We start from the raw sequence: 23,341 nt of genomic DNA, 5'->3' as shown, positions 1-23,341 counted from the left end.
ATGGGCGGATCATGTATAATATATCATATGTGACATCTGATATGTCTGATTTGCTGATCTGACCCTCAGTATTCAGGGGTGGCGATGGTCTGTCGGCACCGCCGCCCGCCGCCGGGGCGGGGCTTCACGGCGGTGCGGGAATGCTGCTATCATGACACTTAAGTGGTACGGCCTTTGCCGTGCCGGTGGTCAGAGGTCTCAATTGTCGGATGTTCGCCCGGAAGGGCCACTACCGGCGCCCGGCGTGTCGCGCCCGGTCGCGCCGGACATGAAATCGGAATTTTCGGATCCGCCGGTCTTCGCCGCGCTCGATCTCGGCACGAACAACTGTCGATTGTTGATCGCCGAACCGGCGCGCCACGGCACCTTCCGCATCGTCGACGCCTTTTCCCGCATCGTCCGCCTGGGCGAGGGCATCGCTTCCCAGGGGCGGATCGCCGATGCCGCCATCGACCGCACCATCGAAGCGCTTCGCATCTGCGCCGGGCGCATGAAGCGCCGCCGCGTCACCCACATCCGCGCCATCGCCACCGAAGCCTGCCGCCGCGCCACCAACGGCACCGAATTCCTGGACCGCGCGCGCAGCGAGACCGGCATCGACCTCGAAGTGATCTCGCCGGCGGAAGAGGCGCGGCTCGCCGTCGTCGGCTGCACGCCGCTGCTCGATCCCGACCGGCGCCGCGCGCTGGTCTTCGACATCGGCGGCGGGTCGACGGAACTCGCCTGGCTGTCGGTCACCGGGCCCGACCGGGCGGAGATGCTGGACTGGACGTCGCTGCCCATCGGCGTCGTCACCCTGGCGGAACATTTCGGCGGCGTCTCCGTCGACGACACGGTCTATGCCCGCATGGTGGCGGAGGTGCGCGGCGCGCTCGCCGCCTTCGCGCGCCAGCATCCGGTGGAACGGGCGGTGACGGACCACGGCTTCCAGCTTCTCGGCACCTCGGGCACCGTCACCACCCTTGCCGCCGTGCGCATGCGCCTGCCGCGCTACGACCGCTCCCGCGTCGACGGCAGCTGGCTGAACTGGGAAGAGATCCGCGCCGTGATCGCCGACATCCGTGCCATGCCCTTCGAGGCGCGGGCGGCCAATCCCTGCATCGGGCGCGACCGCGCCGATCTGGTACTGGCGGGCTGCGCCATTCTCGACGCCATCGTCGAGGCCTGGCCCGAACGGCGCCTGCGCATCGCCGACCGGGGCCTGCGCGAAGGCGTGCTGATGGGCCTGATGGCGGGGATCGGACGATGACCGCGCGTTCGGGCAGTAAGGGCGGCGGCGGCAAATCCGGCGCGGCGCGCGGGCTCCACGTCCGGGTGAAGACGGCGAAGAAGCGCACCGTCTCCTCCGCGCGCTGGCTGGAACGCCAGTTGAACGATCCCTATGTCGCCGCCGCCAAGCGCGACGGCTATCGCAGCCGCGCCGCCTACAAGCTGATCGAGATGGACGACAAGCTGCATGTGCTGCGCGCCGGCGCCGTCGTCGTCGATCTGGGCGCGGCCCCCGGCGGCTGGTGCCAGGTGGCGAGCGAGCGAGTGCGCTCGCGCCCCGGCGACAGCGCGCCCAATGGCAAGGTGGTGGGCATCGACCTGACCGAAGTCGTGCCGGTGCCGGGGGCGGAGGTCATTCAGTTCGATTTCCTGGCGGAAGACGCGCCCGAAAGGCTCCGCGCCCTGCTGGGCGGGCCGGCCGATGTGGTGCTGTCCGACATGGCGGCCGCCGCCACCGGCCACAAGGCGACCGACCATCTGAAGATCATGGCGCTGTGCGAAGCCGCCCTCGATTTCGCCGTCGACGTGCTGAAGCCCGGCGGCGCCTTCATCGCCAAGGTCCTGCAGGGCGGGTCCGAGAACCAGCTCATGGCCACCATGCGCAAGCATTTCGCCGTGGTGAAACACATGAAACCGCCCGCCAGCCGCAGCGATTCGTCCGAAATGTATGTGGTCGCCACGGGTTTCAGAGCCTGACCGCTCGGCGCATGGCGGGCCTGCGTCTGACCGCTAGGCCCGGAGGGCGCCCCGTGCTATAGAGCGCGACCCCGATTTGAGGACCCTGCTCTTTGCTGCAACGGAGGATTCGATGCAGATCCGCGAAGCTCTAACCTTCGACGACGTCTTGCTCACCCCCGCCGCGTCCAGCGTCCTGCCGGCCCAGGTCGACACCCGCACCAGGGTGACCCGGGGTATTGAGCTGAACATCCCCTTGATTTCCGCCGCCATGGACACGGTGACCGAAGCCAATATGGCGATCGCCATGGCCCAGGCCGGCGGTATCGGCGTCGTCCACCGCAACATGGATATCGAGCAGCAGGCCGATCAGGTCCGCCAGGTGAAGAAATTCGAGTCGGGCATGGTGGTGAATCCGGTGACCATCGCCCCGGACCGGACCCTTGCCGACGCTCACGCCCTGATGCGCCGCCATTCGATCTCGGGCATTCCGGTGGTCGAACCCGCCAACGGCAAGCTGGTGGGCATTCTGACCAACCGCGACGTCCGCTTCGCCACCGACGACCAGTTGCTGATCTCGGAGCTGATGACCAAGGACAACCTGATCACGGTGAAGGACGGCATCGACCGGGCGGAGGCGATGAAGCTTCTGCACAAGTACCGGATCGAGAAGCTGCTGGTGGTCGACGACGCCTATCGCTGCATCGGCCTGATCACGGTGAAGGACATCGAAAAGTCGCAGCAGCACCCGAACGCGGCCAAGGATGCCGCCGGGCGCCTGCGCGTCGCCGCCGCCACCACCGTCGGCGACGAGGGTTTCGCCCGGGCCGAGGCGCTGATCGGCGCCGGCTGCGACCTTCTGGTGGTCGATACCGCCCATGGCCATTCCCAGCGCGTGGTCGATGCCGTCGCCCGCATCAAGAAACTGTCGAACGAAGCGCAGGTGGTGGCCGGCAACGTCGCCACCGCCGACGCCGCCCGCGCCCTGATCGATGCCGGCGCCGACGCCATCAAGGTCGGCATCGGGCCGGGCTCGATCTGCACCACGCGCATGGTCGCCGGCGTCGGCGTGCCCCAGCTCACCGCCGTCATGGACACGTCCGCCGTCTGCCGCGAGGCCGGTGTGCCGGTGATCGCCGACGGCGGCATCAAGCTGTCCGGCGATTTCGCCAAGGCGATCGCGGCCGGTGCCTCGGTCGCCATGGTCGGCTCCCTGCTGGCCGGCACGGACGAGGCCCCGGGCGAGGTCTTCCTCTATCAGGGCCGGACCTACAAGGCCTATCGCGGCATGGGCTCCGTCGGGGCCATGGCGCGCGGTTCCGCCGACCGCTACTTCCAGGAAGAGGTGAAGGACACCCTGAAGCTGGTGCCGGAAGGCATCGAGGGCCAGGTGCCCTACAAGGGCTCGGTCCACACCGTGATCCACCAGCTCGTCGGCGGGCTTCGCGCCGCCATGGGCTATACCGGCGCGCCGACCGTGGGTGAGTTCCAGGAACGCGCGCAATTCGTGCGCATCACCGGCGCGGGCCTGCGCGAAAGCCATGTCCACGACGTGACCATCACCCGCGAAAGCCCGAACTACCCCCAGGGCGGCCGCTGATCCCGCGCGCCCGATAGGACCCCATGCGTCCCGCCGCGCGGCTGTCGGCCGCGATCGAACTGCTGGCCGAGATCGGCGCGCGCGGCGAGGCGGCGGACCAGGTGGTCGACCGCTATTTCCGCGCCCGGCGCTATGCCGGCAAGCAAGACCGGGCCGCCATCGCCGCCCTGGTCTGGTACGCGGTGCGGCGACGGGGGGCCCTGATCCATCTGACCGGCGGCGGCGATACGCCCCGCATCCTCGCCATGGCGGCGGCGGTCCTGACCGGGGCCGCCGATGCCGAAACCGTGGCGGCCTGGGCGACGGGCGAAGGCCATGCCCCGGCCCCCCTGAGCGATGCGGAACGCGCGGCCCTCGCCGCCCTCTCGGATCCGCGGCCGGCCCCGCCCTGGGTGGCGGGCGACTATGCCGAGGAATTGCATCCCCTGTTGCTGCGCCGTTTCGGCACGCGCCTCGCGGCGGCCGTCGCCGCCATGGCCGGGCGCGCGCCCCTGGATCTTCGCGTCAACACGGCGAAGATCGACCGGGCGGGCGCCATGGCGGAACTCGCGGCCCTCGGCCTGAGCGTCGAGCCCTGCGCACTCGCGCCTGCCGGTGTCCGCGTCGCCGGGCGGGAGCGGCTGGGCCGCCTGGCCCCCTTCGCCGAAGGCCGGATCGAGGTCCAGGACGAAGGCTCGCAACTCGTGGCGCTCGCCTGCGACGCGCGGCCCGGCATGGCCGTCGCCGATTTCTGCGCCGGGGCCGGGGGCAAGACCCTGGCCCTTGCCGCCGACATGGCGGGGCAGGGGCGTCTGCTCGCCCTCGACGTCGAGGAGCGGCGCCTGTCGCGCATGATGCCGCGCCTGGCGCGGGCCGGGATCGAGGGGTTCGTCACCCGCGCCGTCATCACCGACGATCTGCTGGACCGCGAGGCCGGGGCATTCGACCGGGTGCTGGTCGATGCCCCGTGCAGCCTGTCCGGCACCTGGCGGCGCAATCCGGCGGCGCGCTGGAACGTGACCCTCGAGCGCGTGCGGGAACTGGCCGGCCTGCAGGGCCGCATCCTCGATGCGGCGGCGCGCCTGGTGAAGCCGGGCGGGCGCCTGGTCTATGCCACATGTTCGCTCTTCCTCGAGGAGGACGAGGATGTGGTGGAAGCCTTTCTAGGCCGCCACGGCGATTTCACCGTACTCGACCACGAAACGCTGCCGCCGGGCATCAGCGGTGGCCGCCTCGGCATCGCGCTCGATCCCGCCGCCCATGGCACCGACGGCTTCTTCGTCGCGGCGCTCGGCCGAAATCCGGGCTGAGTTTCGAACGACTGTCCCAAAGCTGGGGACGAACGCCGTTGGACGGTATCCCGCTCGCCCCTACCATCGCACGCGGGACCCCGGGGGGAAGTCGGGGTGAGCGGGGAAGGGGGCAGCATGGCGGCAGGGGAGACCCCCTGGTGGCAGGGCGCGGTGATCTATCAGATCTATCCGCGCTCCTTCATGGATACGTCGGGCAATGGCGTGGGCGATCTTCGGGGGATCGCGGAGCGGCTGGACTATGTCGCGCGGCTGGGGGTCGATGCGATCTGGATTTCGCCGTTCCAGAAGTCCCCCATGCGCGACTTCGGCTACGACATCGAGGACATGAAGGCGGTCGATCCGCTGTTCGGCACCCTCGACGACGTGAAGCAGGTGATCGACCGGGCCCACGACCTCGGCCTCAAGGTCATGATGGATCAGGTGCTCAGCCACACCTCCGACCGTCATCCCTGGTTCCGCGAGAGCCGCGCCTCGCGCAGCAATCCCAAGGCCGACTGGTACGTCTGGGCCGATCCCAAGCCCGACGGCACGCCGCCCAACAATTGGCTGTCGCTGTTCGGCGGCCCGTCCTGGCAGTGGGAACCGCGCCGCAACCAATATTTCATGCATAATTTCCTGGCGTCCCAGCCGGATCTCGACTGCCGCAATCCGGCGGTGCAGGACGCGCTGCTCGACACCTGCCGCTTCTGGTTCGACCTCGGCATCGACGGTTTCCGGCTCGACGCCTGTCCCTTCTACATCCACGACCTCGACCTGCGCGACAATCCGCCGGCCGCGAAACCGGTCGGCGGCACGCGCATGAACTTCAACCCCTATTTCTTCCAGGAACACGTCTACGACATCGGCCGGCCCGAAACGCTCGCCTTCGTCGAGCGCCTGCGCGCACTTGCCGACGAATTCGGCGACCGCGTCCTTCTCGGCGAGCTGGAGGAGCGGGACGGGGGACGTCTTCACCGTGCCTACACGGCGCCCGGCCGGCTGCATCTCGCCTACGGCTCCTGGCTGCTCTGGGCCCATCACCTGGACGGCGCCGCGATCCGGTCCCTGGCCGAGATCCTGGGCCATGCGCCGGGCGACGGCCATCCGTGCTGGACCCTCGACAATCACGACTTCATGCGCTCGCCGACCCGGCTGCACCAGGGGCGGAACCATCCGGGTTTCACCATCACGCTTCAGGCGGCGCTGGCATGTCTGCGCGGCTCGGTCTGCCTCTATCAGGGCAGCGAACTGGCGCTGCCGGATGCCGACATTCCCTTCGAACGCCTGCGCGACCCTTACGGCGTCGAATTCTATCCCGCCTTCAAGGGGCGCGACGGGGCCCGCGCGCCCATGCCCTGGCTGGCGGCGGGCGAGCACGGCGGCTTCAGCCGCGTCGAGCCCTGGCTGCCCCTGCCGGACGACTATCGCGCCCATGCCGTCGATGCCCAGGATTTCGAGCCGGGCTCGCCCCTCAACCGCATGCGCCAGTTCCTGGACTGGCGGAAGCGCCATCCGGTGTTCCGCACCGGTCGCATGGTGTTCCACGCGGGACCGCCCGCGCTGCTCGCCTTCGAGCGGCGGAACGATCACGGCGGCGTGCTCTGCCTGTTCAACCTGGGCGACGAGGCGCTGTCGGTGCCGGTGGCGGGCCTGCCCATGGGGCAGGATCTGGCTGGGCACGGTTTCGGCGGCGTGCGGCGCGACGGACTTCTGGTGCTCGAGCCCTGGGGGGCGCATTTTACGGCATTGGCATGACGGCGCCACCCGTTCCACCGGCTGTTCCCCGGGGAACAACGAGGCGCCGGTCCAGGGCATAGGGTTCTCTCGACTTCGAGGCCGGACCGGCTTCGAGGCAATTCCCCAAGCGAAGGACTAACCCCATGATCAAGTCGCCGCTCGCCGCTTTCGGCCTTGCCTTCTCCCTCGTCACCGTCGGCATCTCGGGCGTCGCGCTCGCGGCCGGCACCGAGACCGTCGAACCGGCCCCCGCCGCCGCCGACTATTACGCCGCCGGCAAGGCCGCCGTCGACGCCAAGGATTACAGGACCGCGATCCGTCACCTGACCGCCGCCGTCGAGGCCGATCCGAACAGCGCCGATGCCGAAAACCTGCTCGGCTTCTCGAACCGCAAGCTCGGCAACTACGACGAAGCCAGGAAGCACTACTGGCGCGCCCTGGAGCTGGATCCGGACCACCGCGGCGCCCATGAATATCTGGGCGAAGCCTTCCTCGAGCTGAAGCAGCTCGAAAAGGCCGAGGGCCGTCTGGTCGAACTGCGGCGCGTGTGCCCCACCGGCTGCGAGGAGCTGGACGAACTGAAGGCGGCGATCGACGCCTATAAGGCCGCCAATCCCGGCTGATCTCCAACCATCGCTTCCGGACGGCGCGGCCCTCATCCCCCCGCGCCGTCCGGACGATCGGGCCGGCCGATGCCGATGGGCGTCGCTGCCGGCTTTTTTCATGTCCCGGGCCCGGCCCTGTTCCCGGTGGAACAGCGCGGGACCGGGGCGGCGGGTAGGGTCCTCTCATGTCGCGGCCGTGATGGCCGCGATCCTCCCCCAGATCCCCGAGGACCACATCATGTTCAAATCGCTTCTCACCGCCGCCGGCCTTGCCTTCAGCCTGGCGGTTCTCGACCTTTCCGCCGGCGCGCTCGCCGCCGAGATCGCGGATCCCGCCGCCGGCCACCGCGCCCTCGGCGAGGCCGCCTCGGCCGCCGGCGACCACGCGTCCGCCATCCGCCACCTCAGCGCCGCCATGGTGGCCGGCGCCGAGGGCGCCGATCTCGAAAGCCTGATCGGCCGTTCCTTCCAGGAACTCGGCAATCTGCGCGAGGCGAAGCGCCATTTCGAGCGGGCTCTCGCCCTTGCGCCGGATCATCTCGAAGCCCGCGCGCGCCTGGGTTCGGTGTTCCTCGGTCAGGGCCGGATCGAAAAGGCCGAGGAACAGCTCGCGGCCCTGGGCCGCCTGTGCCCGGCGGGCTGCGCCGAATTCACCGATCTGCGGGCCGCCGTCGCGGCCTATCGGGTGGTGATGGCGTCCGGTGCCTGACGTCTGGGCGGGCCGTGGGCGACGTGGGGCGAGGCCAGGGCCAAACCCCACGGATGAGACCATGGGATGCCGATTCCGTCCTTTGCCGATCGGGTGGGGCAGGGCGCCGAAAATCGCCGTTTACGGCGCTGTCGCTTGACAGTAGCTTGCCCGCCATGTCCGACACCGCCCTTCCTCCCGTCCATTCCGCCACCGACACCATCCTCATCGTCGATTTCGGCTCGCAGGTGACCCAGCTCATCGCCCGCCGCGTCCGCGAGGCCGGGGTCTATTGCGAGATCGTCCCCTTCGCCAAGGCGATGGAGGGGTATGAGCGCCTGGATCCCAGGGCGGTCATCCTCTCCGGCAGCCCGGCTTCGGTGACGGACGAGAACGGGCCGCTGGCGCCGGACGAGATCCTGAATTCGGGCAGACCGATCTTCGGCATCTGCTATGGCGAACAGGTGATCTGCCACCAGATGGGCGGCAGGGTGGAGCCGGGCGATCACCGCGAATTCGGCCGCGCCCATCTCGACATCATCGACGATTGCCGCCTGTTCCACGGTTTCTGGGCCAAGGGCGACGCGCCCCAGGTGTGGATGAGCCACGGCGACCGCGTGACCGCGATCCCGCCGGGCTTCCGCGTCGTCGCCACCTCGCCCGGCGCGCCCTTCGCCGCCATCGCCGACGACGAGCGCCGGATCTATGCCGTCCAGTTTCACCCCGAGGTCGTGCACACGCCCGAAGGCGCCAGGCTCATCTCGCGCTTCGTTCACGAGGTCGCGGGCTGCAAGGCGGATTGGACCATGCAGGCCTTCCGTGAAGCCGAGATCGCGCGCGTGCGCGCACAGGTGGGCGACGGCAAGGTGATCTGCGGCCTTTCCGGCGGCGTCGATTCCTCGGTGGTGGCCGTCCTCCTGCACGAGGCGATCGGCGACCAGCTCACCTGCGTCTTCGTCGATACCGGCCTGATGCGCGCCGGCGAGGCGGAGGAGGTGGTGACCCTGTTCCGCGATCACTACAACATTCGCCTGGTGCATTCCGACGCCAGCGACCTCTTCCTCGACAAGCTGGCGGGCGTGACCGACCCCGAACAGAAGCGCAAGATCATCGGCGCCACCTTCATCGACGTCTTCGAGAAGGAAGCGAAGGCGATCGGCGGCGCCGATTTCCTGGCCCAGGGCACGCTCTATCCGGACGTGATCGAAAGCGTCTCCTTCTCGGGCGGCCCCTCGGTCACCATCAAGTCGCATCACAACGTCGGTGGCCTGCCGGCGCGGATGCGCATGAAACTGGTCGAGCCCCTGCGCGAATTGTTCAAGGACGAAGTGCGGGCGCTGGGCCGCGAACTCGGCCTGCCCGCCGCCTTCGTCGGCCGCCACCCCTTCCCGGGGCCCGGCCTCGCCATCCGCATGCCGGGCGACATCACGGCGGAGAAGCTCGATATCCTGCGCAAGGCCGACAAGATCTATCTCGAGGAGATCCGCAACGCCGGCCTCTACGACGAGATCTGGCAGGCCTTCGCCGTGCTGCTTCCCGTCCGCACCGTCGGCGTCATGGGCGACGGCCGCACCTACGATCAGGTCTGCGGGCTCCGCGCCGTCACCTCGGTCGACGGCATGACGGCCGACAGCTACCCCTTCGAACACGCCTTCCTGTCCCGCGTCGCGACCCGCATCATCAACGAGGTCAAGGGCATCAACCGCGTCGTCTACGACATCACCTCGAAGCCGCCGGGGACCATCGAGTGGGAGTGAGCGGGAGGTCACCCGAGCCGACGGGTGGGCGTGCCGGTTGTCGGGCCGGCTTTCGCCAGACGGCGGTCGAGCGCATAAAGCGACTGGTGCAGGGTCGCCCTTGATGCCGGCCGCCGTGCCGGCCCTCACAGCCCCAGTGCCGCCCGCGTCCTGCGGGGCAGGGCCGCCGCGATCATGCGGTATGATTCCGTCAGATAGTGCCGCAGGTCCTCGTCGCCGAGGCCCGGTTTCCCATGGTGCTGGATCCATTTCAGGCCGCGCGAGGCGAGATAGGGGGCGGGGCGCAGCCCCGGCATTTCGCGAAGGATCTCGAAGGCGGTTTCCGAGACCTTGAAGGTGACGCCGCCGTGAAGGCCGCAGATGGCGAAGACCTTGCCGCCCAGCTTCCAGACGTCGGAGCCGCCCCATTGCACCACGTGGCTCGCGGCCGGCAGGCTGGCGCAGAAGTGGTTGAAGTCGTCGCGGGTCATGATCGTCGAGGGGACTCCTTCCGTCATGTCGGACCATCGGCATGGTGCCGCCGTCGCGATCCGTGCCCGTATCTTCCGCGAGCGGCCCGGCACGCGCAACGGCGACCCGGGTCTCCATCCGGCCGGGCGAGGTCCGGGCGACGCGCACGCCGTTCGGCGTCGCGTCCGTCGACAGGGCGGGGACGATCACCGTCGCGGTCGAGACCTGGGGCCGCCGCGTTGCATGTTCGAATTCTGACAGGGACCGCGTTCTTCGATACAATCTGGGGGCGTGGCCGAATGCCCGGGGACGATGGCAAGTTCCGAGGGCGACCGGTTCCGAGGGCGACCGGTTCCGAGGGCGACCGGTTCCGAGGGCGACCGGTTCCGAGGGCGACCGGTTCTGAGGGCGATCGGTTCTGAGGGCGATCGGTCGGCGGGCTTGTGTTTTATAACGAATTCATTATATTGAGGGCGTGATGAGCCGGGTCTCGATCGAATATTTCGTCGACCACAGCGGCCGTCTCGGCGCTTTCGCGCCGGATTGGAACGACGCCGGAAAGGCGGCGCTCGCCGTCGGGGACGGTGCGGCTCAATCCCGTCTTCGAAGTTTCGTTTTGGACTATTTGGAGGTGCAGCTCAAACGGAAGTCCGCCAAGGCCATGATCGACTATCTCGCGAATGTCGCTCTGTGGAAAATGACGGACGACTGGAACGTCTACCGGCTCCCGGATACGCCGTCGCTCGCATTCGCGGCCAGCCTGCGGAGTGACGGATCGATCAGGATCTGTGCGATCTCGGCCTGTTATCGCTATCCCGACGATGATCCCGAAATGTGGTGGACCCGAGTGATTGAGCCGCGCGTCCTGTCTTTGACCTGAAGGATGCCGTCATGACCGACATCGCCGGAAAGAACCGCGGACTCGCTCGGGTCGGCAAGGCGCGGCTGCCCATGCACGACAAGGAGATGCGGAACGCGACCGATCTCGCGGGCATGCTGGATTCGATCCGGGACCGCCCGAATGGGCTCGGTTTCGAGACCTTCGACCCGGCGGCGATCGAGATCGGCGTGGTCCTGAGGCGCGCCAGAGAGACCCGTGGCCTCACCCAGACCGAACTCGCCGACCGTGCCGGTCTCAAGCAGGGACAGATCAGCGAGATCGAGAGCGGGAAGATGCCGGAGGGGCCGAGCTACCGGAAACTTCGGCCGCTTCTTTCGTCGCTCGGGGTCAAGTTCGTGATGGATGCGCCGCAATTGCCGGCGATCGAGGACTGGGTGGAGCGGGTCGGTGGCGACCAGGCGTTGCTGTTGACCGACGAGACCGAGAATCTCGAAATATGCACCGCGCTGATCCGTTCGCTGATACGCGGTCCCATACTCGAGGAAACACGGGCCGCCATCGGCAGACTCGTCGCGTCGCGGTCGGGCAGGGCGAATCTGTTCGATCGGGGCGTATGCGGCTTCTGGTCCGCCGCGCCCGGCCAGGTCGGCACGCTCGCCGCCAAGCGAGGCCTGATCGTCGTGGCGATCGCCGGGCCCGGCACGGTGCGGCGCGCGTCGAAGGCGAATGTCTCGACGTCCCCGCAGGTCGTGGTCGCCGGCGATCACGCGCACATCGATGTGGCCAATACGGGCGACGACAGGTTCGACTTCATGACCGTGCCCTTGACCGTGGAGGTGGCCCGCTCGCTCGGCGTGCCGTTGTCCGCGTGATGTCCTGGATCGGCCTGAATCTCGGATGGCTTTCCGGTGTCTTCGCGCTGGCGGCCTCGATCTTTCTCTTCATCCCGTTGATCGACCTTGTCGCCCAGAGCCGGGATTTCCGGGCGCTTCAGGATCTTCTCAAGAAGGGCGCCATGTCGGGCGAAGACATAGAGGAAGCCCGTAAACTCATCATCCAGCAGCGTTTCTCCGATGGCCAGAGCCTGTGGCTCTGGCTGGCGGGGATCTGTCTCGTGCTGACCTTCGCCTGTCTTGCGGCGTCGTTGCCGGTCTGAACGGCGCAATCGGTACGAGGCGCGGCCCCGGCACCCTTCAGGCCGCCGAAGGCGCCGGATGGGCGGGATCACATTCCCCGCAGCCCCCCGACGAATTCGGCCACGGCCGTGCCGATCTCGTCCGGGCTGTCCTCCTGGACGAAATGGATGCCCTTGACCGTCACTTCGGTCTGGTTCGGCCAGGTCCGGCAGAAATCGCGCAACCGGCCGGTCAGGATGGCGCCGGGTTCGGCGTTGACGAAGAGCTTCGGGATCGGGCTTTCCGCCAGGAAGCGGCTGTAACCTTCGGCGATCGCGGTGACGCTTGCGGGCGTGCCCTCGATCGGAATGCTGCGCGGCCAGCTCAGGGTCGGGCGGCGGTCCTCGCCGGGGGTGAGGAAGGGGCGGCGGTATTCCGCCATCTCTTCCGGGCGGAGGGTGCGGGCGATGGAACCGGGCAGGACCCGCTCGACGAAGGTATTGGCGTCGAGGATCATCGCCTCGCCGGCCTCCGAGCGGAAACCCTGGAACACGCGGGCCGTGCCGGGCTCCCAGTCCGACCACAGCATGGGGGCGACGATCGCCTCCATATAGGCGATGCCCTGCACCCGCGCCGCATTCCGGGACGCCCAGTCGAAGCCGAGGGCGGAACCCCAGTCGTGCAGCACCAGCACCACCTGATCGCCGAGGTCCAGCTTGTCCCACAGCGCGAAGAGATGATCCCGCTGTTCCTCGTAGAGATAGCGGTCTGGGCCGGAGGGGGAGAGTTTCTCGGAATCGCCCATGCCGATCAGATCGCAGGCGACGAGCCGGCCGAGGCCGCGCAGATGGGGCATGACGTTCCGCCATAGATAGGACGACGTCGGATTGCCGTGCTGGAACACGATGGCCGGGCCTTCGCCCTCGTCGATATAGGCCATGCGCTTGCCCTTCACCTCGATGAAGCGCTTTTCGGCGAAGGGCGCGGTGCCCAGTTCACTGGTCATCGGATTCTCCTTTGAGGGCGAGGGCATCGCGGCAGACCCGCAGGATTTCGTCGGACAGCGGGCCGGGGCCGACGCCGCGCGCCAGCGTCATGCCGCCGATGCAGAGCGCCAGCAGGCGGATGGCGTCGGCGCGGCGCGCACCGGCATCGGGGCCGTTCCCGGGCTGGGCCGCGACCGCCTCGACCGATTTCTCCAGTTCCTCGCCGAAGACATGGCGAAAGCCGTCGGGCGCGCGGGCGGCATCGGCGCCGAGGGCGGCGAAGGCGCAGCCTTCTTCCGGCGTGTCGCGGTGCTTTTCGGTCAGATAATGCCGGGCGAGGCGGGCCAGGCGGTGGTCCCAGTCCGCATCCGCGCCCTCGGTCCAGGCCGGGCGGCCGATCGAGAGGGCGTGGCGAAAGGCGGCCGCCACCAGATCGTCCTTGTCGGGGAAATGGGCATAGAAGGTGCCGTGCGTCAGGCCGGCATCGCGCATGATCGGCGCGATCGCCGCCCCCTCCAGCCCCTGGCCGCGAATGCGGGCGGCGCCGGCCCCGAGGATCCGGGTGCGCGCCGCTTCCTTGGCCTCCGACCGTCTGGTCGCTTCGGATCGTTTCCTCATGTTCGACTCGTATGATGAACGTAATACGAGACTGTCGCGACCGGGGGAGCCTGTCAACCGCGTCCGATGGCGTGCCGGCCCGGCGTCGATCATGCCGTGGTGCAACATCGCGCTTGCGGAAATCCTTTCCTTGGCCTAAGAATGATGCACGAGATCCGGTCTGCCGAAAAAAGCGGCAGAAAGAATCTTCTTGGGCCGCAACGGCGCGGCCATTTCGCTAGATACGGCGCGCGGCAATGGGGCTGCGACTTCGGCGCTTCGGGCATGGCCCGGGGTTCTGAGGCGCGGCCTTTTTCGCGTTTCAACGCCGGTGTCGCGGCAGGCGGGTTCCTCTCCCGATCCCATCCACCCATGGCGAGCGGCCGAATTGGACGACGTTTAGACGGACTGACGCCTTTTCCGAACCCGAACCAGAGGAACCCTGAAATGGCCTATCTCGCCCCCACCGAATTCGTGTCGAAGATGATCGACGCCGGCGAATCCAAGATCTTCATGTCGACCAAGGACACGCTGGTCCGCGCCTATATGGCGGGTGCCATCCTGGCCCTGGCGGCGGCCTTCGCGATCACCATCACGGTGAACACGGGCGAGCCGCTGATCGGCGCGCTGCTCTTTCCCGTCGGCTTCTGCATGCTCTATCTGCTCGGCTTCGATCTGCTGACCGGGGTCTTCACGCTGGCGCCGCTCGCCCTCTTCGACAAGCGGCCGGGCGTCACCCTCGGCGGCGTGCTGCGCAACTGGGGACTCGTCTTCATCGGCAATTTCGCCGGTGCAATGACCGTCGCGGTGTTCATGGCGATCGTCTTCACCTTCGGCTTCTCGGAAGCGCCGAATGCCATCGGCCAGAAGATCGGCCACATCGGCGAGGGCCGCACCCTCGGCTATGCCGCCCATGGCGCCGGCGGCATGCTCACCCTCTTCGTCCGCGCCGTGATGTGCAACTGGATGGTCTCCACCGGCGTCGTCGCCGCCATGATGTCCACCTCGGTCTCGGGCAAGGTGATCGGCATGTGGATGCCCATCCTGGTGTTCTTCTACATGGGCTTCGAACATTCGATCGTGAACATGTTCCTCTTCCCCTCGGGCATCATGCTGGGCGGCCAGTTCACCTGGGGCGACTATTTCCTGTGGAACGAGATCCCGACCGTGCTCGGCAATCTCGTCGGCGGCCTCACCTTCGTCGGCGCCACCCTCTATGCGACCCACTACAAGACCTCGCCGAAGCGCATGCCGGCGGTCAAGGGTGGCCCGATCGGCGTCCCCGGCGAGTAATCACCGGCATTCAACCGGCGGCCTTCGGGCCGCCCAGCGGCCCCGCATGCCCCTGGCGGGGCCGCGCCCTGCCGGATGATCCATGATGTCACGCCTCTCGGTCGCGATCGGCCAATGGTCAGACGCCGGACGCAAGCCGGCCCATCAGGACTTCCACGGCGCCCTGGTGCCGGAGGGCGCGGCACTGACCACCAAGGGCATCGCCGCCGCCATCGCCGACGGCATCAGTTCGAGCCCGGTCGGCGCCGAAGCGGCCGAGATCGCGGTCAAGAGCCTGCTGAGCGACTATTACTGCACGCCCGACGCCTGGTCGGCGAAGACCGCGGCAACGCGGGTGATCATCGCCATCAATGCCTGGCTTCATGCCCAGAACCGCCGCGCCCGGCTGGACGATCGCGACCGCGGCCATGTCTGCACCCTGTCGGCGCTGATCCTGAAGGGCCGGAAGGCGCATCTGTTCCATGTCGGCGACAGCCGCATCTGGCGTCTCGCCGGCCAGGCGCTGGAACCCCTGACCGAGGATCACCGCCTCGATCTCGGCCCGGGCGAGAATTATCTGGCCCGCGCCCTCGGCGCCGGGCCCGAGGTGGAGATCGACTATCGCGCCGTCGAGGTTTCGCCGGGCGACCGTTTCCTGCTCACCACCGACGGCGTCCACGAGTGGATGGACGCGCGCGCCGCCGCCCGCCTCCTCGCGGGCGACGGCGATCCGGACGAGATCGCGCGCCTGATCGGGGCAGGGGCCCTCGAAGCCGGCAGCCCGGACAATCTGACGGTCCAGGTGCTGCGCGTCGACGGTCTGCCGGCGGCCGGCGCCGTCGAGCTTGCGGATGTCCGGGCCGACCTGCCGGTGCCGGGCGAGATCCGGCCGGGCGCGGTGATCGACGGTTTCCGGGTGCTGCGCCAGATCCATGGCGATGCCCGAGCCCGTCTGTTCCTCGCGGCGACGGCGGACGGCGGCCGCGTCGCCCTGAAGATTCCGGCGCGCGACATATTGGACAGCGACGAATTGCGCCGCCGCTTCCTGATGGAGGAATGGATCGCGCGGCGCATCGCGTCGCCCCATGTCATGGCCGCGGCATCGGCGCCCGAGCGGCGCAGCGCGCTCTATGCCGTCACTGAATTCATCGACGGCCAGAGCCTGCGGCAATGGATGCGCGATCACCCGGCGCCCTCGCTGGAAGCCGTGCGCGGCATCGTCGAACAGATCGCCATCGGGCTCCGCGCCTTCCACCGGCGCGAGATGCTGCACCGGGATCTTCGGCCCGAGAACGTCATGGTCGATGGCGACGGCACGGTGAAGATCATCGATTTCGGCGCTGTCCGGGTCGCCGGCCTCGAGGACGATACGCCGCCCCTGTCCGGGGAGGCGATGCTGGGCACCCTGCAATATTCGGCACCGGAATATCTGGCCGGCGAAGCCGCCGACTGGCGCGCCGATCTCTTCTCCCTGGGCGTCGTCGCCTATGAGATGCTGACCGGGCGGCTGCCCTACGGCGCCGATGCCGCGCGCGGCCGGGGCCGGGCGCGGCATCGTCTGGTCTATCGCCCGGCGCGGGACGAAGGTCGCCCGGTGCCGGACTGGGTGGATCATGCGCTGGCGCGGGCCGTGCACCCCGATCCCGCCCGCCGTCACGAGGCACTGTCCGAATTCACGGCGGCGCTGCGGGCACCGGGCCCGGACTATCGGGCCCGCAACCGCAAGCCCTTGATCGAACGCGATCCCCTGCGCTTCTGGCAGGGAACGGCGGCCGCGCTCGCGCTCCTCTCGGCGGTGCTCGCGGCGCGTCTGGTGCTCGGCGGCTGAGGGCCGGCGCGCGGATTTGACCGATCGCAAGGACGGACCGTCCGTGATCTGCTCCGATGGCGGCGAAGGACGGATGCGCCATGGATTGGATCGAACATTTCCCCGCCCTCTCGGCCCTGGAACCGGCGGCGCGGGCGATTCTGGCGGGAAGGGCCCGGACGAGGCGCTTTCCGGCGGGCACCACCATCGTCGGACCGGGGCACGCCCCGGACGACATGCTGCTCCTGATCCGGGGCACCATCCGCGTCCAGCAATGGTCGGAACAGGGCCGCGAGATCGTGCTGTTCCGTGCCCACGGCGGCGAAAGCTGCGTGCTGACCGCCGCCTGCATGCTGGCTTATCAGGATTACGACGCCGAAGCCGTGACCGAGACCGAGGTCGAGGCGGTGGCCCTGCCGCGCGCCGCCTTCGAGGAGGCGATCGCCGTCTCGCCCACCTTCAGGCGTTTCGTCTTCACCGCGGTCTCGCGCCGCATGGCCGAGCTTTTCCAGGTCATCGACGAGATCGCCTTTCGCCGGGTCGACGGCCGCCTGGCGCGCAAGCTTCTGGCCATGGCGGCGGCGGACGGCACGGTCGCCACGACCCATCAGGAACTGGCGGCCGAGTTGCGCACGGCGCGGGAAGTCGTGTCGCGGCAACTGCACGATTTCCGGCAGCGCGGCTGGGTCAATCTCGGCCGCGGCGCCATCGAAGTTCGGGACCGCGCCGCCCTCGGCGCGGTCGCCGCCATGTGACTCAATCGATCATCTAGGAGGAAGATCATGCATGTCGAGGATATGAGCGGGACCCCGCTGGAATGCTGGACGCCCGAGGAAGTCTTTGCCGCGCAGGAGAAGGGCGAGATCGTGCTGATCGACGTCCGCACCCCGCAGGAATTCGCCTTCGAGCACATCGAGGGCGGGATGCTCTCCCCGCTCGCCAGCTTCAAGCCGGGCTATCTGCCGACCCAGCAGGGCAAGCGCATCGTCTTCCACTGCGGTTCGGGCATGCGCTCGCGCCGGGTGGCGGAAGCCTGCGCCGGCGCGGGCATCGCCCCGCTCGCCCATATGGCGGGGGGCTTCGCCGCCTGGAAGACGGCGGGCCTGCCCTATATCGCGACCGATCCGGCGACGGGCGGCATCCGCCACGTCGCCAAGGCCGCTTAGGTCTCGGGCTTCAGCAACTCGCCGAGGGCGGCCGCACGCAGTGTCGCCGCGCCGACGATCAGGCCGATCGCCGTCGCCAGGGCCAGGACGGCCCATGCGGCGACGGTGACGCCCGGCGCCGCATGGGCGTGAGCGAAGCCGCTGACCGCGACCGAGAAGGCGGCGCTGGGGAAGGTCCAGGCCCACCAGGATACGGCGAAGGGGGTGGCCGCGAACCGCCCGGCCATCGCCAGCAGCACGGCCGCGACGAAGGCGGCGAGCCCGAGGAGGGCGAGCGGCCCCGTGTCGAAACCGCCGGTCAGCGCGGACAGCGCGACCGCACCCACGGCCGGCGGCGCCAGCATGATGGCTAGGGTCGGCAGCAGCTTGCCCGGCAGGGGCGGGCCCGAGACGATCCGGCCGAGGATGAGCGGCTGGATCCCGGCCCAGAGCAGCATGCCGAGACCGAACAACATCCACGACAATGTCGGAAAGCCCAGCTTCGCGCCGAAGATCGGCGCCACGATATTGCCGACCAGGGGGATCAGCAGGGGCGGCAGCAGGGTCGCCGCCTCGCGCGGGGCGGTCAGCAGGCCGCGCACGGTCCAGATGCCGATCGCCAGATGCAGGCCGACCGCGACCAGCCACAGGCCGGCGGCGAAGGCGGGCGCATAGGGAATGAAGCCGCCCGCGACGATCAGGAGGCCGATGCTGACGGCCCCGGCGAAGGCGGATCGGATCGGATGGCGCAGGTCGCCGGCCAGGGCGCCGGGGTGGTTCAGGGCGCGCATGACGTGCAGCAGGGCGATCAGAAGCCAGCTCGCCAGCGCCGTCCCCAGCAGCACCTCGCCGATCAGCTCGGGCGCGCCGAGCACCCGCGCCGCTTCCCGCCACGCGAGGCCGAGGCCGCCGACGCCCATGGGCGCGGCGAAGAGGGGCAGGGGCAGATGTTCCAGCCGGCCGGCGACGATGCCGCCGGCCGCCGTCGGGGCGGTCATGGTCGTTTCTCGCATTCGAAGTTCCATCGCTTTCGCCATTCTGTCGGTGGCTTGGGCGCCGGTCATGTGACTAAATCACATCCGCTCGTTCAGTCTTCCCGATGGGTGTTGCCTTGCCGTCCGATCGCGCCGCCGTCCTCTTCGTCTGTCTCGGCAACATCTGCCGCTCGCCCATGGCGGAAGGCGCGCTGCGCCATCTGGCGGGCGAGGCGGGGATCGCGCTGCGGGTCGATTCCGCCGGCACGGGCGACTGGCATGTCGGCGAGCCGCCGGACCGCCGTGCCCAGGCGACGGCGCGCCGCCACGGCGTCGACATTTCGGGCCTGCGCGGGCGCCAGGTGACGGCGGCGGATTTCAGGCGCTTCGATCACGTCGTCGCCCTCGATCACGCCAATCTCGGCAACCTGCGGGCGCTTCGCCCGGCGGACGGGACGGCGCGTCTCTCCCTCCTGCTCGATCACGTGGCGGGGCGGGCGGGGCAGGCGGTGGCCGATCCCTATTACGGCGGCGACGCCGGTTTCGAGACCACCTGGGCGGAGGTGACGGCGGGCGCCGCCGGCCTGCTCGATCTCATCCGCCGGGGCTGAACGGCAGGATCAGTGGCACCAGGAAAACGGTGACCGCCAGCACCAGCACCGCCAGGGGCAGGCCGATGCGCACGAAATCGCCGAAGCGGTAGTCGCCGGGGCCGAGTACCAGGGCATTCACCGGGGACGAGACCGGCGTCACATAGGCGGCGGAGGCGGCGAGCGCGACGGTCATGGCGAAGGGATAGGGCGACAGGCCCATGTCGCCCGCGACGGCGATGGCGACCGGCGCCAGCAGGACCGCCGTCGCCGTGTTCGACATGAAGAGGCTGCAGCCCGCCGTCAGCACGAAGAGCCCGGCCAGCGCCAGCCGGGGCTCGCCCTGGCCGAAGATCGAAATGAAACCCTCGGCCGCGAGCGCGAGGCCGCCGCTGCGTTCCAGCGCCATCGAGAACGGCAGCATGCCGACGATCAGCACCAGGCTCTGCCAATGGATGGAACGATAGGCGCCCTTCATGTCGATGCAGCCGAAGAGGCCCATCAGCAGGCAGCCGATCAGGGCGGCGGCGACATTGGGAATGAGGCCGAGGACCATCGCCCCGACCACCAGCGCCAGCACGCCGAGGGCGAAGGGGGCGCGCTCCGCCGCCGGCGCAACGTCCTCGCCTTCCGCCGCCAGCGCGATCACCATCAGGTGGCGGCGATCGTCGCCGAGCTTGCGGATCGCCTGCCACGGCCCCGTGACCAGCAGGGTATCGCCGGTGTCGAGCTTGCGGCTGGCGATGTTCGTGGTCTCGGCCTTGCGGCCCTTGCGCAGCCCGATCGCGACCAGATCGTGTTCGCTGCGCAGGCGCGACTGCGCCAGGGTCTGGCCGATCAGGTTGGAGGTGGCGGGAATCATCACTTCGGCGAGGCCGATCTCGTGGCGGCTCTCGGCGAAATAGCGCCCGCTGAGGGGCAGGGGCTCGAGGCCGAGGCGGGCCATGGTCTCGTCCAGGTCGAAGGCGGGTTCGAAAACGTCGACCAGCAGGATGTCGCCGGCGTGCAGCACCAGGTCCGCATGGGGACGCAACAGGTGCCGGCCGAAGCCGATGCCGCGTTCGACGGCGATCACGTTGGCGCCTTCGCTCGCCCTGAGCGCCAGCGCCCGCAGCGCCCGCAGCGCCTGCCCGGCGAGCGGCGAGGCGGGGCCGACGCGCAGCCGATGCTCCCGCGCGGCCAGCGCGTAATCGTCGATCCATTCGGCGAAACCCGGGCCCCGGCTGGGCGCCGGTGCGCCGGCCGGGCGAAGCGTCAGCCAGCGCCGCACGAGAAGGACATAGACGATCGACAGCGCCAGGACCGGCAGGCCGAAGGGGGAGAAGCCGAAGAAGCCGAAGCCTTCGAGGCCGTGGCGCAGCAATTCGCCGTGAACGATCAGATTGGGCGGCGTCGCCACCAATGTGGTCATGCCGCTGCTCAGCGCCGCGATCGACAGCGGCATCATCAGGCGGCTGGGCGCGAGGCCGGCGCCGCGGGCGACGCGCAGCACGACGGGAATGAACAGGGCGACGACGCCGGTCGAACTCATGATCGCCCCGAGCAGCGAAACGAAGATCATCAGCAGCGCGATCAGCCGGATCTCGCTGGCGCCGGCGCGGCGGATCAGGGCGTCCCCCAGGCGCTGGGCGACACCGGTGCGCACCAGGGCTTCGCCGATCACGAAGAGGGCGGCGATCAGGATCACGTTGCGGTCGGCGAAACCCGACAGCGCCTCGGCCGTCGAGACGGCGCCGGTGAAGGGCAGGGCGATGATCATGATCAGCGCCACCACGTCCATGCGCGGCCGGTTCAGCGCGAACATGACCACGGCGGCGCCAAGGAGGCCGAGCACGAGGGCGAGTTGCAGCGTCATGGCGCAAAATCTAGCGCAAGCGGCCCCGCCGTGGCATCAAGCGCCAGAGCAGGAAAGGGACGGGCGATGACGATCACCATGTACGGCATCAAGAATTGCGACACGATCAAGAAGGCCCGCCAGTGGCTCGAGGCGCGCAGCATCGACTATGTCTTCCACGACTACAAGCAGGCGGGCATCGATGCCGAAAGCCTGGGGCGCTGGTGCGACGCGCTCGGCTGGGACAAGGTGCTGAACCGCGCCGGCACCACCTTCCGCAAGCTGCCGGAAGCGGCGCGCGCCGATCTCGACCGCGACCGGGCGATCGCCCTGATGGTCGAACAACCGAGCATGATCAAGCGCCCGCTGCTCGATCTCGACGGCCGCTATCTCGCGGGCTTCAAGCCCGAGACCTACGCGGCGACGCTGGGCCGCGAATGACCGTCCTCCGGCCGGCCGAGGCCGGCGATCTGGCGGCGATCGAAGCCTGTGTCGAGGCCGCCTATCGCCCCTGGGTCGCCCGCATCGGGCGCGAGCCGGGGCCGATGGCCGACGATTACGCCGCCGCCATCGCCGCCGGTCGGGTGACCGTGGCCGTCCTGGCGAGCGGGGTCGCCGGGCTTCTGGTGCTGGTGCGCAAGGACGGCGAAATGCTGCTCGACAATGTCGCGGTAAGGCCCGAGGCGGCGGGCCGGGGCATCGGCAGGGCCCTGATCGCTCATGCCGAGGGCGCGGCCCGAGCGGCCGGCCTCGGCGCCATCAGCCTCTATACCAACGCCCGCATGGTCGAGAATGTCGCGTTCTACGAGCGGCTCGGCTATCGGGTGTTCGACCGGCGCGTGGAGCGCGGCTTCGACCGGATCTACATGCGAAAGTGGCTGGCGCCGCCCGGTGGAAAGATTTGACGGTCGACAAATTCATTGCCTTGCGTCCGGGTTGCATTCTAATGCAGGGGAAGCGGCGAAGGGGCCGGCAAGCAGGAGAGAGCATTCGATGCTGAAGGAATTCAAGACATTCATCATGCGGGGCAACGTGATCGATCTCGCCGTCGGCGTGATCATCGGCGCCGCCTTCGGCAAGATCGTGACGTCGGTCGTGAACGACGTGATCATGCCGCCCATCGGCCTGCTGGTCGGCGGTGTCGATTTCTCGGAGCTCTACATCAATCTGACCGATACGGACTATGAGTCCCTGGCGGCAGCCCAGGAGGCCGGCGCCGCCGTCATCTCCTACGGCAATTTCATCAATGTCGCGATCCAGTTCGTCATCGTCGCCTTCGCCGTCTTCCTTCTGGTGAAGGGGGTGAACAGCATGATGAAGAAGCAGGAAGCCGCGCCGCCCCCGCCGCCGCCGGGCCCGACTCCGACCGAAAGCCTGCTGGCCGAGATCCGCGACGTCCTGAAGTCGAAGGAAAGCTGAAAAAGGGGCGCCCCTGTCGCGCAGGGCCGTGGGGTCTCAGACCGTGACCAGGGGCGTCGTCTCGCGAAAGGCCGGGCGTTCCGCGATGCCGCGGAACCAGCGGCGCAGCGTCGGATAGGCGTCGAGGGCGCTCGCGCCCTCGGGCGTCTTGTCGACCCAATAGATCACGGGCGCGAGGAAGAGGTCGGCCAGGGTGATGTCGGGCCCGGCCAGATAGCGTTCGGCGCAGAGCATCTCGTCGACGACGCCCAATTGCCCGTGCATGATCTCGGCCTGTTCGGCGACCACCGCCTCGTCCGGCTCGCGCCCGTCGAGGGGGGCGATCAGGCGCTCCGACACCACGCCCTCGATCATGGAATCATAGAGATAATCGGCGGTGGCGCTGATCCACTGGTCCATCCGCGCCAATGCCAGGCTGTCGCGGGGCTGGAGTGCCGGTCCCTCCAGCTCGCGGTCGAGGAAACGCGCGATCGCCGGCGATTCGTAGACCGTGACACCCCGAAAGCGCAGCACCGGCACCCGGGCGAAGGGGTGGCGCACGCCGTCCAGCACCCCGCCCGGGATCATCTCGACGAAATCGTGGGCCTGGCCCTTCTCGGCGCAGACCAGGCGGATGGTCCAGCAGAAGGTGCTGGTGGGAATGCCGAAGATCTGGGGACGGTCGGACATCGTCATCTCCGCTGTTGCCAACCCTATCTGGGGATCGCCT

The 23,341-nt window shown here is 68.8% G+C and carries 25 protein-coding genes; 19 read left to right on the top strand and 6 right to left on the bottom strand.

Annotated features, from left to right (window positions below; genetic code table 11):
- Positions 1-268 precede the first annotated feature (268 nt).
- The 8 genes from L2U69_RS05040 (at position 269) to guaA (ending at position 9,602) form a co-directional block, all read left to right on the top strand.
- On the top strand, positions 269-1,249 hold the full coding sequence (locus L2U69_RS05040) for a Ppx/GppA phosphatase family protein (RefSeq protein WP_236105459.1): 981 nt from the start codon (positions 269-271) through the stop codon (positions 1,247-1,249).
- Complete coding sequence (locus L2U69_RS05035) at positions 1,246-1,965, top strand: RlmE family RNA methyltransferase (protein WP_236105458.1); 720 nt, start codon at positions 1,246-1,248, stop codon at positions 1,963-1,965. Before L2U69_RS05040 ends, L2U69_RS05035 begins: the two co-directional genes overlap by 4 nt.
- Positions 1,966-2,077: 112 nt before the next feature.
- Positions 2,078-3,544, top strand: coding sequence for an IMP dehydrogenase (gene guaB / locus L2U69_RS05030; protein WP_236105457.1), 1,467 nt, complete (start codon positions 2,078-2,080; stop codon positions 3,542-3,544).
- A 23-nt stretch (positions 3,545-3,567) separates the two neighbouring features.
- Complete coding sequence (locus L2U69_RS05025) at positions 3,568-4,833, top strand: RsmB/NOP family class I SAM-dependent RNA methyltransferase (protein ID WP_236105456.1); 1,266 nt, start codon at positions 3,568-3,570, stop codon at positions 4,831-4,833.
- 117 nt (positions 4,834-4,950) lie between these two features.
- Entirely contained in the window at positions 4,951-6,570 is a 1,620-nt protein-coding gene (locus tag L2U69_RS05020; RefSeq protein WP_236105455.1) for an alpha-amylase family glycosyl hydrolase, read from the top strand.
- Between the two features lie 125 nt (positions 6,571-6,695).
- Positions 6,696-7,175 (top strand): tetratricopeptide repeat protein, encoded by a 480-nt coding sequence (locus L2U69_RS05015; RefSeq protein ID WP_236105454.1) that lies wholly within the window; start codon positions 6,696-6,698, stop codon positions 7,173-7,175.
- 181 nt (positions 7,176-7,356) lie between these two features.
- Complete coding sequence (locus L2U69_RS05010) at positions 7,357-7,866, top strand: tetratricopeptide repeat protein (RefSeq protein ID WP_236105453.1); 510 nt, start codon at positions 7,357-7,359, stop codon at positions 7,864-7,866.
- A gap of 155 nt (positions 7,867-8,021) precedes the next feature.
- Complete coding sequence (guaA, locus tag L2U69_RS05005) at positions 8,022-9,602, top strand: glutamine-hydrolyzing GMP synthase (RefSeq protein ID WP_236105452.1); 1,581 nt, start codon at positions 8,022-8,024, stop codon at positions 9,600-9,602.
- A 125-nt stretch (positions 9,603-9,727) separates the two neighbouring features.
- Here the strand turns inward: guaA and L2U69_RS05000 are convergent, their stop codons facing one another.
- Entirely contained in the window at positions 9,728-10,099 is a 372-nt protein-coding gene (locus L2U69_RS05000; protein ID WP_236105451.1) for an MmcQ/YjbR family DNA-binding protein, read from the bottom strand.
- A 431-nt stretch (positions 10,100-10,530) separates the two neighbouring features.
- On the opposite strand from L2U69_RS05000, the gene L2U69_RS04995 reads away from it, so the two are divergent.
- The 3 genes from L2U69_RS04995 to L2U69_RS04985 are packed head-to-tail and all read left to right on the top strand — an operon-like array spanning position 10,531 to position 12,049.
- On the top strand, positions 10,531-10,932 hold the full coding sequence (locus L2U69_RS04995) for a hypothetical protein (RefSeq protein ID WP_236105450.1): 402 nt from the start codon (positions 10,531-10,533) through the stop codon (positions 10,930-10,932).
- 11 nt (positions 10,933-10,943) lie between these two features.
- Positions 10,944-11,765, top strand: coding sequence for a helix-turn-helix domain-containing protein (locus L2U69_RS04990; RefSeq protein WP_236105449.1), 822 nt, complete (start codon positions 10,944-10,946; stop codon positions 11,763-11,765).
- Positions 11,765-12,049, top strand: coding sequence for a hypothetical protein (locus L2U69_RS04985; protein ID WP_236105448.1), 285 nt, complete (start codon positions 11,765-11,767; stop codon positions 12,047-12,049). Before L2U69_RS04990 ends, L2U69_RS04985 begins: the two co-directional genes overlap by 1 nt.
- 68 nt (positions 12,050-12,117) lie before the next feature.
- Here L2U69_RS04985 and L2U69_RS04980 read toward each other — a convergent pair whose 3' ends face one another.
- Together L2U69_RS04980 and L2U69_RS04975 are read right to left on the bottom strand one after the other, a co-directional pair.
- A complete protein-coding gene (locus L2U69_RS04980; protein WP_236105447.1) occupies positions 12,118-13,014 on the bottom strand; it encodes a haloalkane dehalogenase in 897 nt (298 codons plus the stop codon).
- Positions 13,004-13,612, bottom strand: coding sequence for a TetR/AcrR family transcriptional regulator (locus tag L2U69_RS04975; RefSeq protein WP_236105446.1), 609 nt, complete (start codon positions 13,610-13,612; stop codon positions 13,004-13,006). Before L2U69_RS04975 ends, L2U69_RS04980 begins: the two co-directional genes overlap by 11 nt.
- Before the next feature lie 426 nt (positions 13,613-14,038).
- On the opposite strand from L2U69_RS04975, the gene L2U69_RS04970 reads away from it, so the two are divergent.
- From L2U69_RS04970 to L2U69_RS04955, 4 genes are all read left to right on the top strand, one after another.
- Positions 14,039-14,884 (top strand): formate/nitrite transporter family protein, encoded by an 846-nt coding sequence (locus tag L2U69_RS04970; protein WP_236105445.1) that lies wholly within the window; start codon positions 14,039-14,041, stop codon positions 14,882-14,884.
- 82 nt (positions 14,885-14,966) lie between these two features.
- Positions 14,967-16,691, top strand: coding sequence for a bifunctional protein-serine/threonine kinase/phosphatase (locus L2U69_RS04965; protein WP_236105444.1), 1,725 nt, complete (start codon positions 14,967-14,969; stop codon positions 16,689-16,691).
- An 80-nt stretch (positions 16,692-16,771) separates the two neighbouring features.
- Positions 16,772-17,425 (top strand): Crp/Fnr family transcriptional regulator, encoded by a 654-nt coding sequence (locus L2U69_RS04960; RefSeq protein ID WP_236105443.1) that lies wholly within the window; start codon positions 16,772-16,774, stop codon positions 17,423-17,425.
- Positions 17,426-17,452: 27 nt separating this feature from the next.
- Positions 17,453-17,836, top strand: coding sequence for a rhodanese-like domain-containing protein (locus L2U69_RS04955; protein WP_236105442.1), 384 nt, complete (start codon positions 17,453-17,455; stop codon positions 17,834-17,836).
- Here L2U69_RS04955 and L2U69_RS04950 read toward each other — a convergent pair.
- Positions 17,833-18,813 carry an SLAC1 family transporter gene (locus tag L2U69_RS04950; protein ID WP_236105441.1) on the bottom strand — a complete coding sequence of 327 codons (981 nt, stop codon included), beginning with the start codon at positions 18,811-18,813 and terminating at the stop codon, positions 17,833-17,835. The genes L2U69_RS04955 and L2U69_RS04950 overlap by 4 nt on opposite strands.
- 113 nt (positions 18,814-18,926) lie before the next feature.
- Here L2U69_RS04950 and L2U69_RS04945 point away from each other — a divergent pair, with 113 nt between their 5' ends.
- Positions 18,927-19,400: a low molecular weight protein-tyrosine-phosphatase gene (locus L2U69_RS04945; RefSeq protein ID WP_268967218.1), complete on the top strand. Its 474-nt coding sequence runs from the start codon at positions 18,927-18,929 to the stop codon at positions 19,398-19,400.
- Here L2U69_RS04945 and L2U69_RS04940 read toward each other — a convergent pair.
- Positions 19,384-21,234 carry an SLC13 family permease gene (locus tag L2U69_RS04940; RefSeq protein WP_236105440.1) on the bottom strand — a complete coding sequence of 617 codons (1,851 nt, stop codon included), beginning with the start codon at positions 21,232-21,234 and terminating at the stop codon, positions 19,384-19,386. The genes L2U69_RS04945 and L2U69_RS04940 overlap by 17 nt on opposite strands.
- A 66-nt stretch (positions 21,235-21,300) precedes the next feature.
- Here L2U69_RS04940 and L2U69_RS04935 point away from each other — a divergent pair, with 66 nt between their 5' ends.
- The 3 genes from L2U69_RS04935 (at position 21,301) to mscL (ending at position 22,632) form a co-directional block, all read left to right on the top strand.
- Positions 21,301-21,654, top strand: a complete 354-nt coding sequence (locus L2U69_RS04935; RefSeq protein WP_236105439.1) for an ArsC family reductase — start codon at positions 21,301-21,303, stop codon at positions 21,652-21,654.
- The gene (locus L2U69_RS04930; protein ID WP_236105438.1) at positions 21,651-22,118 is read left to right on the top strand and encodes a GNAT family N-acetyltransferase; all 468 of its coding nucleotides are present in this window, start codon (positions 21,651-21,653) and stop codon (positions 22,116-22,118) included. The genes L2U69_RS04935 and L2U69_RS04930 overlap by 4 nt, the downstream gene beginning before the upstream one ends.
- A gap of 88 nt (positions 22,119-22,206) precedes the next feature.
- Entirely contained in the window at positions 22,207-22,632 is a 426-nt protein-coding gene (gene mscL / locus L2U69_RS04925) for a large conductance mechanosensitive channel protein MscL (protein ID WP_236105437.1), read from the top strand.
- Positions 22,633-22,668: 36 nt separating this feature from the next.
- Here the strand turns inward: mscL and L2U69_RS04920 are convergent, their stop codons facing one another.
- Entirely contained in the window at positions 22,669-23,301 is a 633-nt protein-coding gene (locus L2U69_RS04920) for a glutathione S-transferase family protein (protein ID WP_236105436.1), read from the bottom strand.
- Positions 23,302-23,341: the final 40 nt, after the last annotated feature.

The organism is Zavarzinia marina (assembly GCF_021568905.1).
Classification (GTDB): Bacteria; Pseudomonadota; Alphaproteobacteria; order Zavarziniales; family Zavarziniaceae; genus Zavarzinia; species Zavarzinia marina.
This window is presented reverse-complemented; position numbering and strand designations above follow the sequence as displayed.

What these genes read in the sequence shown, in the direction of transcription:
- L2U69_RS04970 (WP_236105445.1), top strand. Translation starts at nt 14,039, where the DNA reads ATGGCCTATCTCGCCCCCACCGAATTCGTGTCGAAGATGATCGACGCC.
- guaA (WP_236105452.1), top strand. Translation starts at nt 8,022, where the DNA reads ATGTCCGACACCGCCCTTCCTCCCGTCCATTCCGCCACCGACACCATC.
- L2U69_RS05010 (WP_236105453.1), top strand. Translation starts at nt 7,357, where the DNA reads ATGGCCGCGATCCTCCCCCAGATCCCCGAGGACCACATCATGTTCAAA.
- L2U69_RS04920 (WP_236105436.1), bottom strand. Translation starts at nt 23,301, where the DNA reads ATGTCCGACCGTCCCCAGATCTTCGGCATTCCCACCAGCACCTTCTGC.
- L2U69_RS04990 (WP_236105449.1), top strand. Translation starts at nt 10,944, where the DNA reads ATGACCGACATCGCCGGAAAGAACCGCGGACTCGCTCGGGTCGGCAAG.
- L2U69_RS05020 (WP_236105455.1), top strand. Translation starts at nt 4,951, where the DNA reads ATGGCGGCAGGGGAGACCCCCTGGTGGCAGGGCGCGGTGATCTATCAG.
- L2U69_RS04955 (WP_236105442.1), top strand. Translation starts at nt 17,453, where the DNA reads ATGCATGTCGAGGATATGAGCGGGACCCCGCTGGAATGCTGGACGCCC.
- L2U69_RS05040 (WP_236105459.1), top strand. Translation starts at nt 269, where the DNA reads ATGAAATCGGAATTTTCGGATCCGCCGGTCTTCGCCGCGCTCGATCTC.
- L2U69_RS04975 (WP_236105446.1), bottom strand. Translation starts at nt 13,612, where the DNA reads ATGAGGAAACGATCCGAAGCGACCAGACGGTCGGAGGCCAAGGAAGCG.
- guaB (WP_236105457.1), top strand. Translation starts at nt 2,078, where the DNA reads ATGCAGATCCGCGAAGCTCTAACCTTCGACGACGTCTTGCTCACCCCC.
- L2U69_RS05025 (WP_236105456.1), top strand. Translation starts at nt 3,568, where the DNA reads ATGCGTCCCGCCGCGCGGCTGTCGGCCGCGATCGAACTGCTGGCCGAG.
- L2U69_RS04965 (WP_236105444.1), top strand. Translation starts at nt 14,967, where the DNA reads ATGATGTCACGCCTCTCGGTCGCGATCGGCCAATGGTCAGACGCCGGA.
- mscL (WP_236105437.1), top strand. Translation starts at nt 22,207, where the DNA reads ATGCTGAAGGAATTCAAGACATTCATCATGCGGGGCAACGTGATCGAT.
- L2U69_RS04935 (WP_236105439.1), top strand. Translation starts at nt 21,301, where the DNA reads ATGACGATCACCATGTACGGCATCAAGAATTGCGACACGATCAAGAAG.
- L2U69_RS04940 (WP_236105440.1), bottom strand. Translation starts at nt 21,234, where the DNA reads ATGACGCTGCAACTCGCCCTCGTGCTCGGCCTCCTTGGCGCCGCCGTG.
- L2U69_RS04995 (WP_236105450.1), top strand. Translation starts at nt 10,531, where the DNA reads ATGAGCCGGGTCTCGATCGAATATTTCGTCGACCACAGCGGCCGTCTC.
- L2U69_RS04930 (WP_236105438.1), top strand. Translation starts at nt 21,651, where the DNA reads ATGACCGTCCTCCGGCCGGCCGAGGCCGGCGATCTGGCGGCGATCGAA.
- L2U69_RS05000 (WP_236105451.1), bottom strand. Translation starts at nt 10,099, where the DNA reads ATGACGGAAGGAGTCCCCTCGACGATCATGACCCGCGACGACTTCAAC.
- L2U69_RS05015 (WP_236105454.1), top strand. Translation starts at nt 6,696, where the DNA reads ATGATCAAGTCGCCGCTCGCCGCTTTCGGCCTTGCCTTCTCCCTCGTC.
- L2U69_RS04950 (WP_236105441.1), bottom strand. Translation starts at nt 18,813, where the DNA reads ATGACCGCCCCGACGGCGGCCGGCGGCATCGTCGCCGGCCGGCTGGAA.
- L2U69_RS04980 (WP_236105447.1), bottom strand. Translation starts at nt 13,014, where the DNA reads ATGACCAGTGAACTGGGCACCGCGCCCTTCGCCGAAAAGCGCTTCATC.
- L2U69_RS04985 (WP_236105448.1), top strand. Translation starts at nt 11,765, where the DNA reads ATGTCCTGGATCGGCCTGAATCTCGGATGGCTTTCCGGTGTCTTCGCG.
- L2U69_RS04960 (WP_236105443.1), top strand. Translation starts at nt 16,772, where the DNA reads ATGGATTGGATCGAACATTTCCCCGCCCTCTCGGCCCTGGAACCGGCG.
- L2U69_RS05035 (WP_236105458.1), top strand. Translation starts at nt 1,246, where the DNA reads ATGACCGCGCGTTCGGGCAGTAAGGGCGGCGGCGGCAAATCCGGCGCG.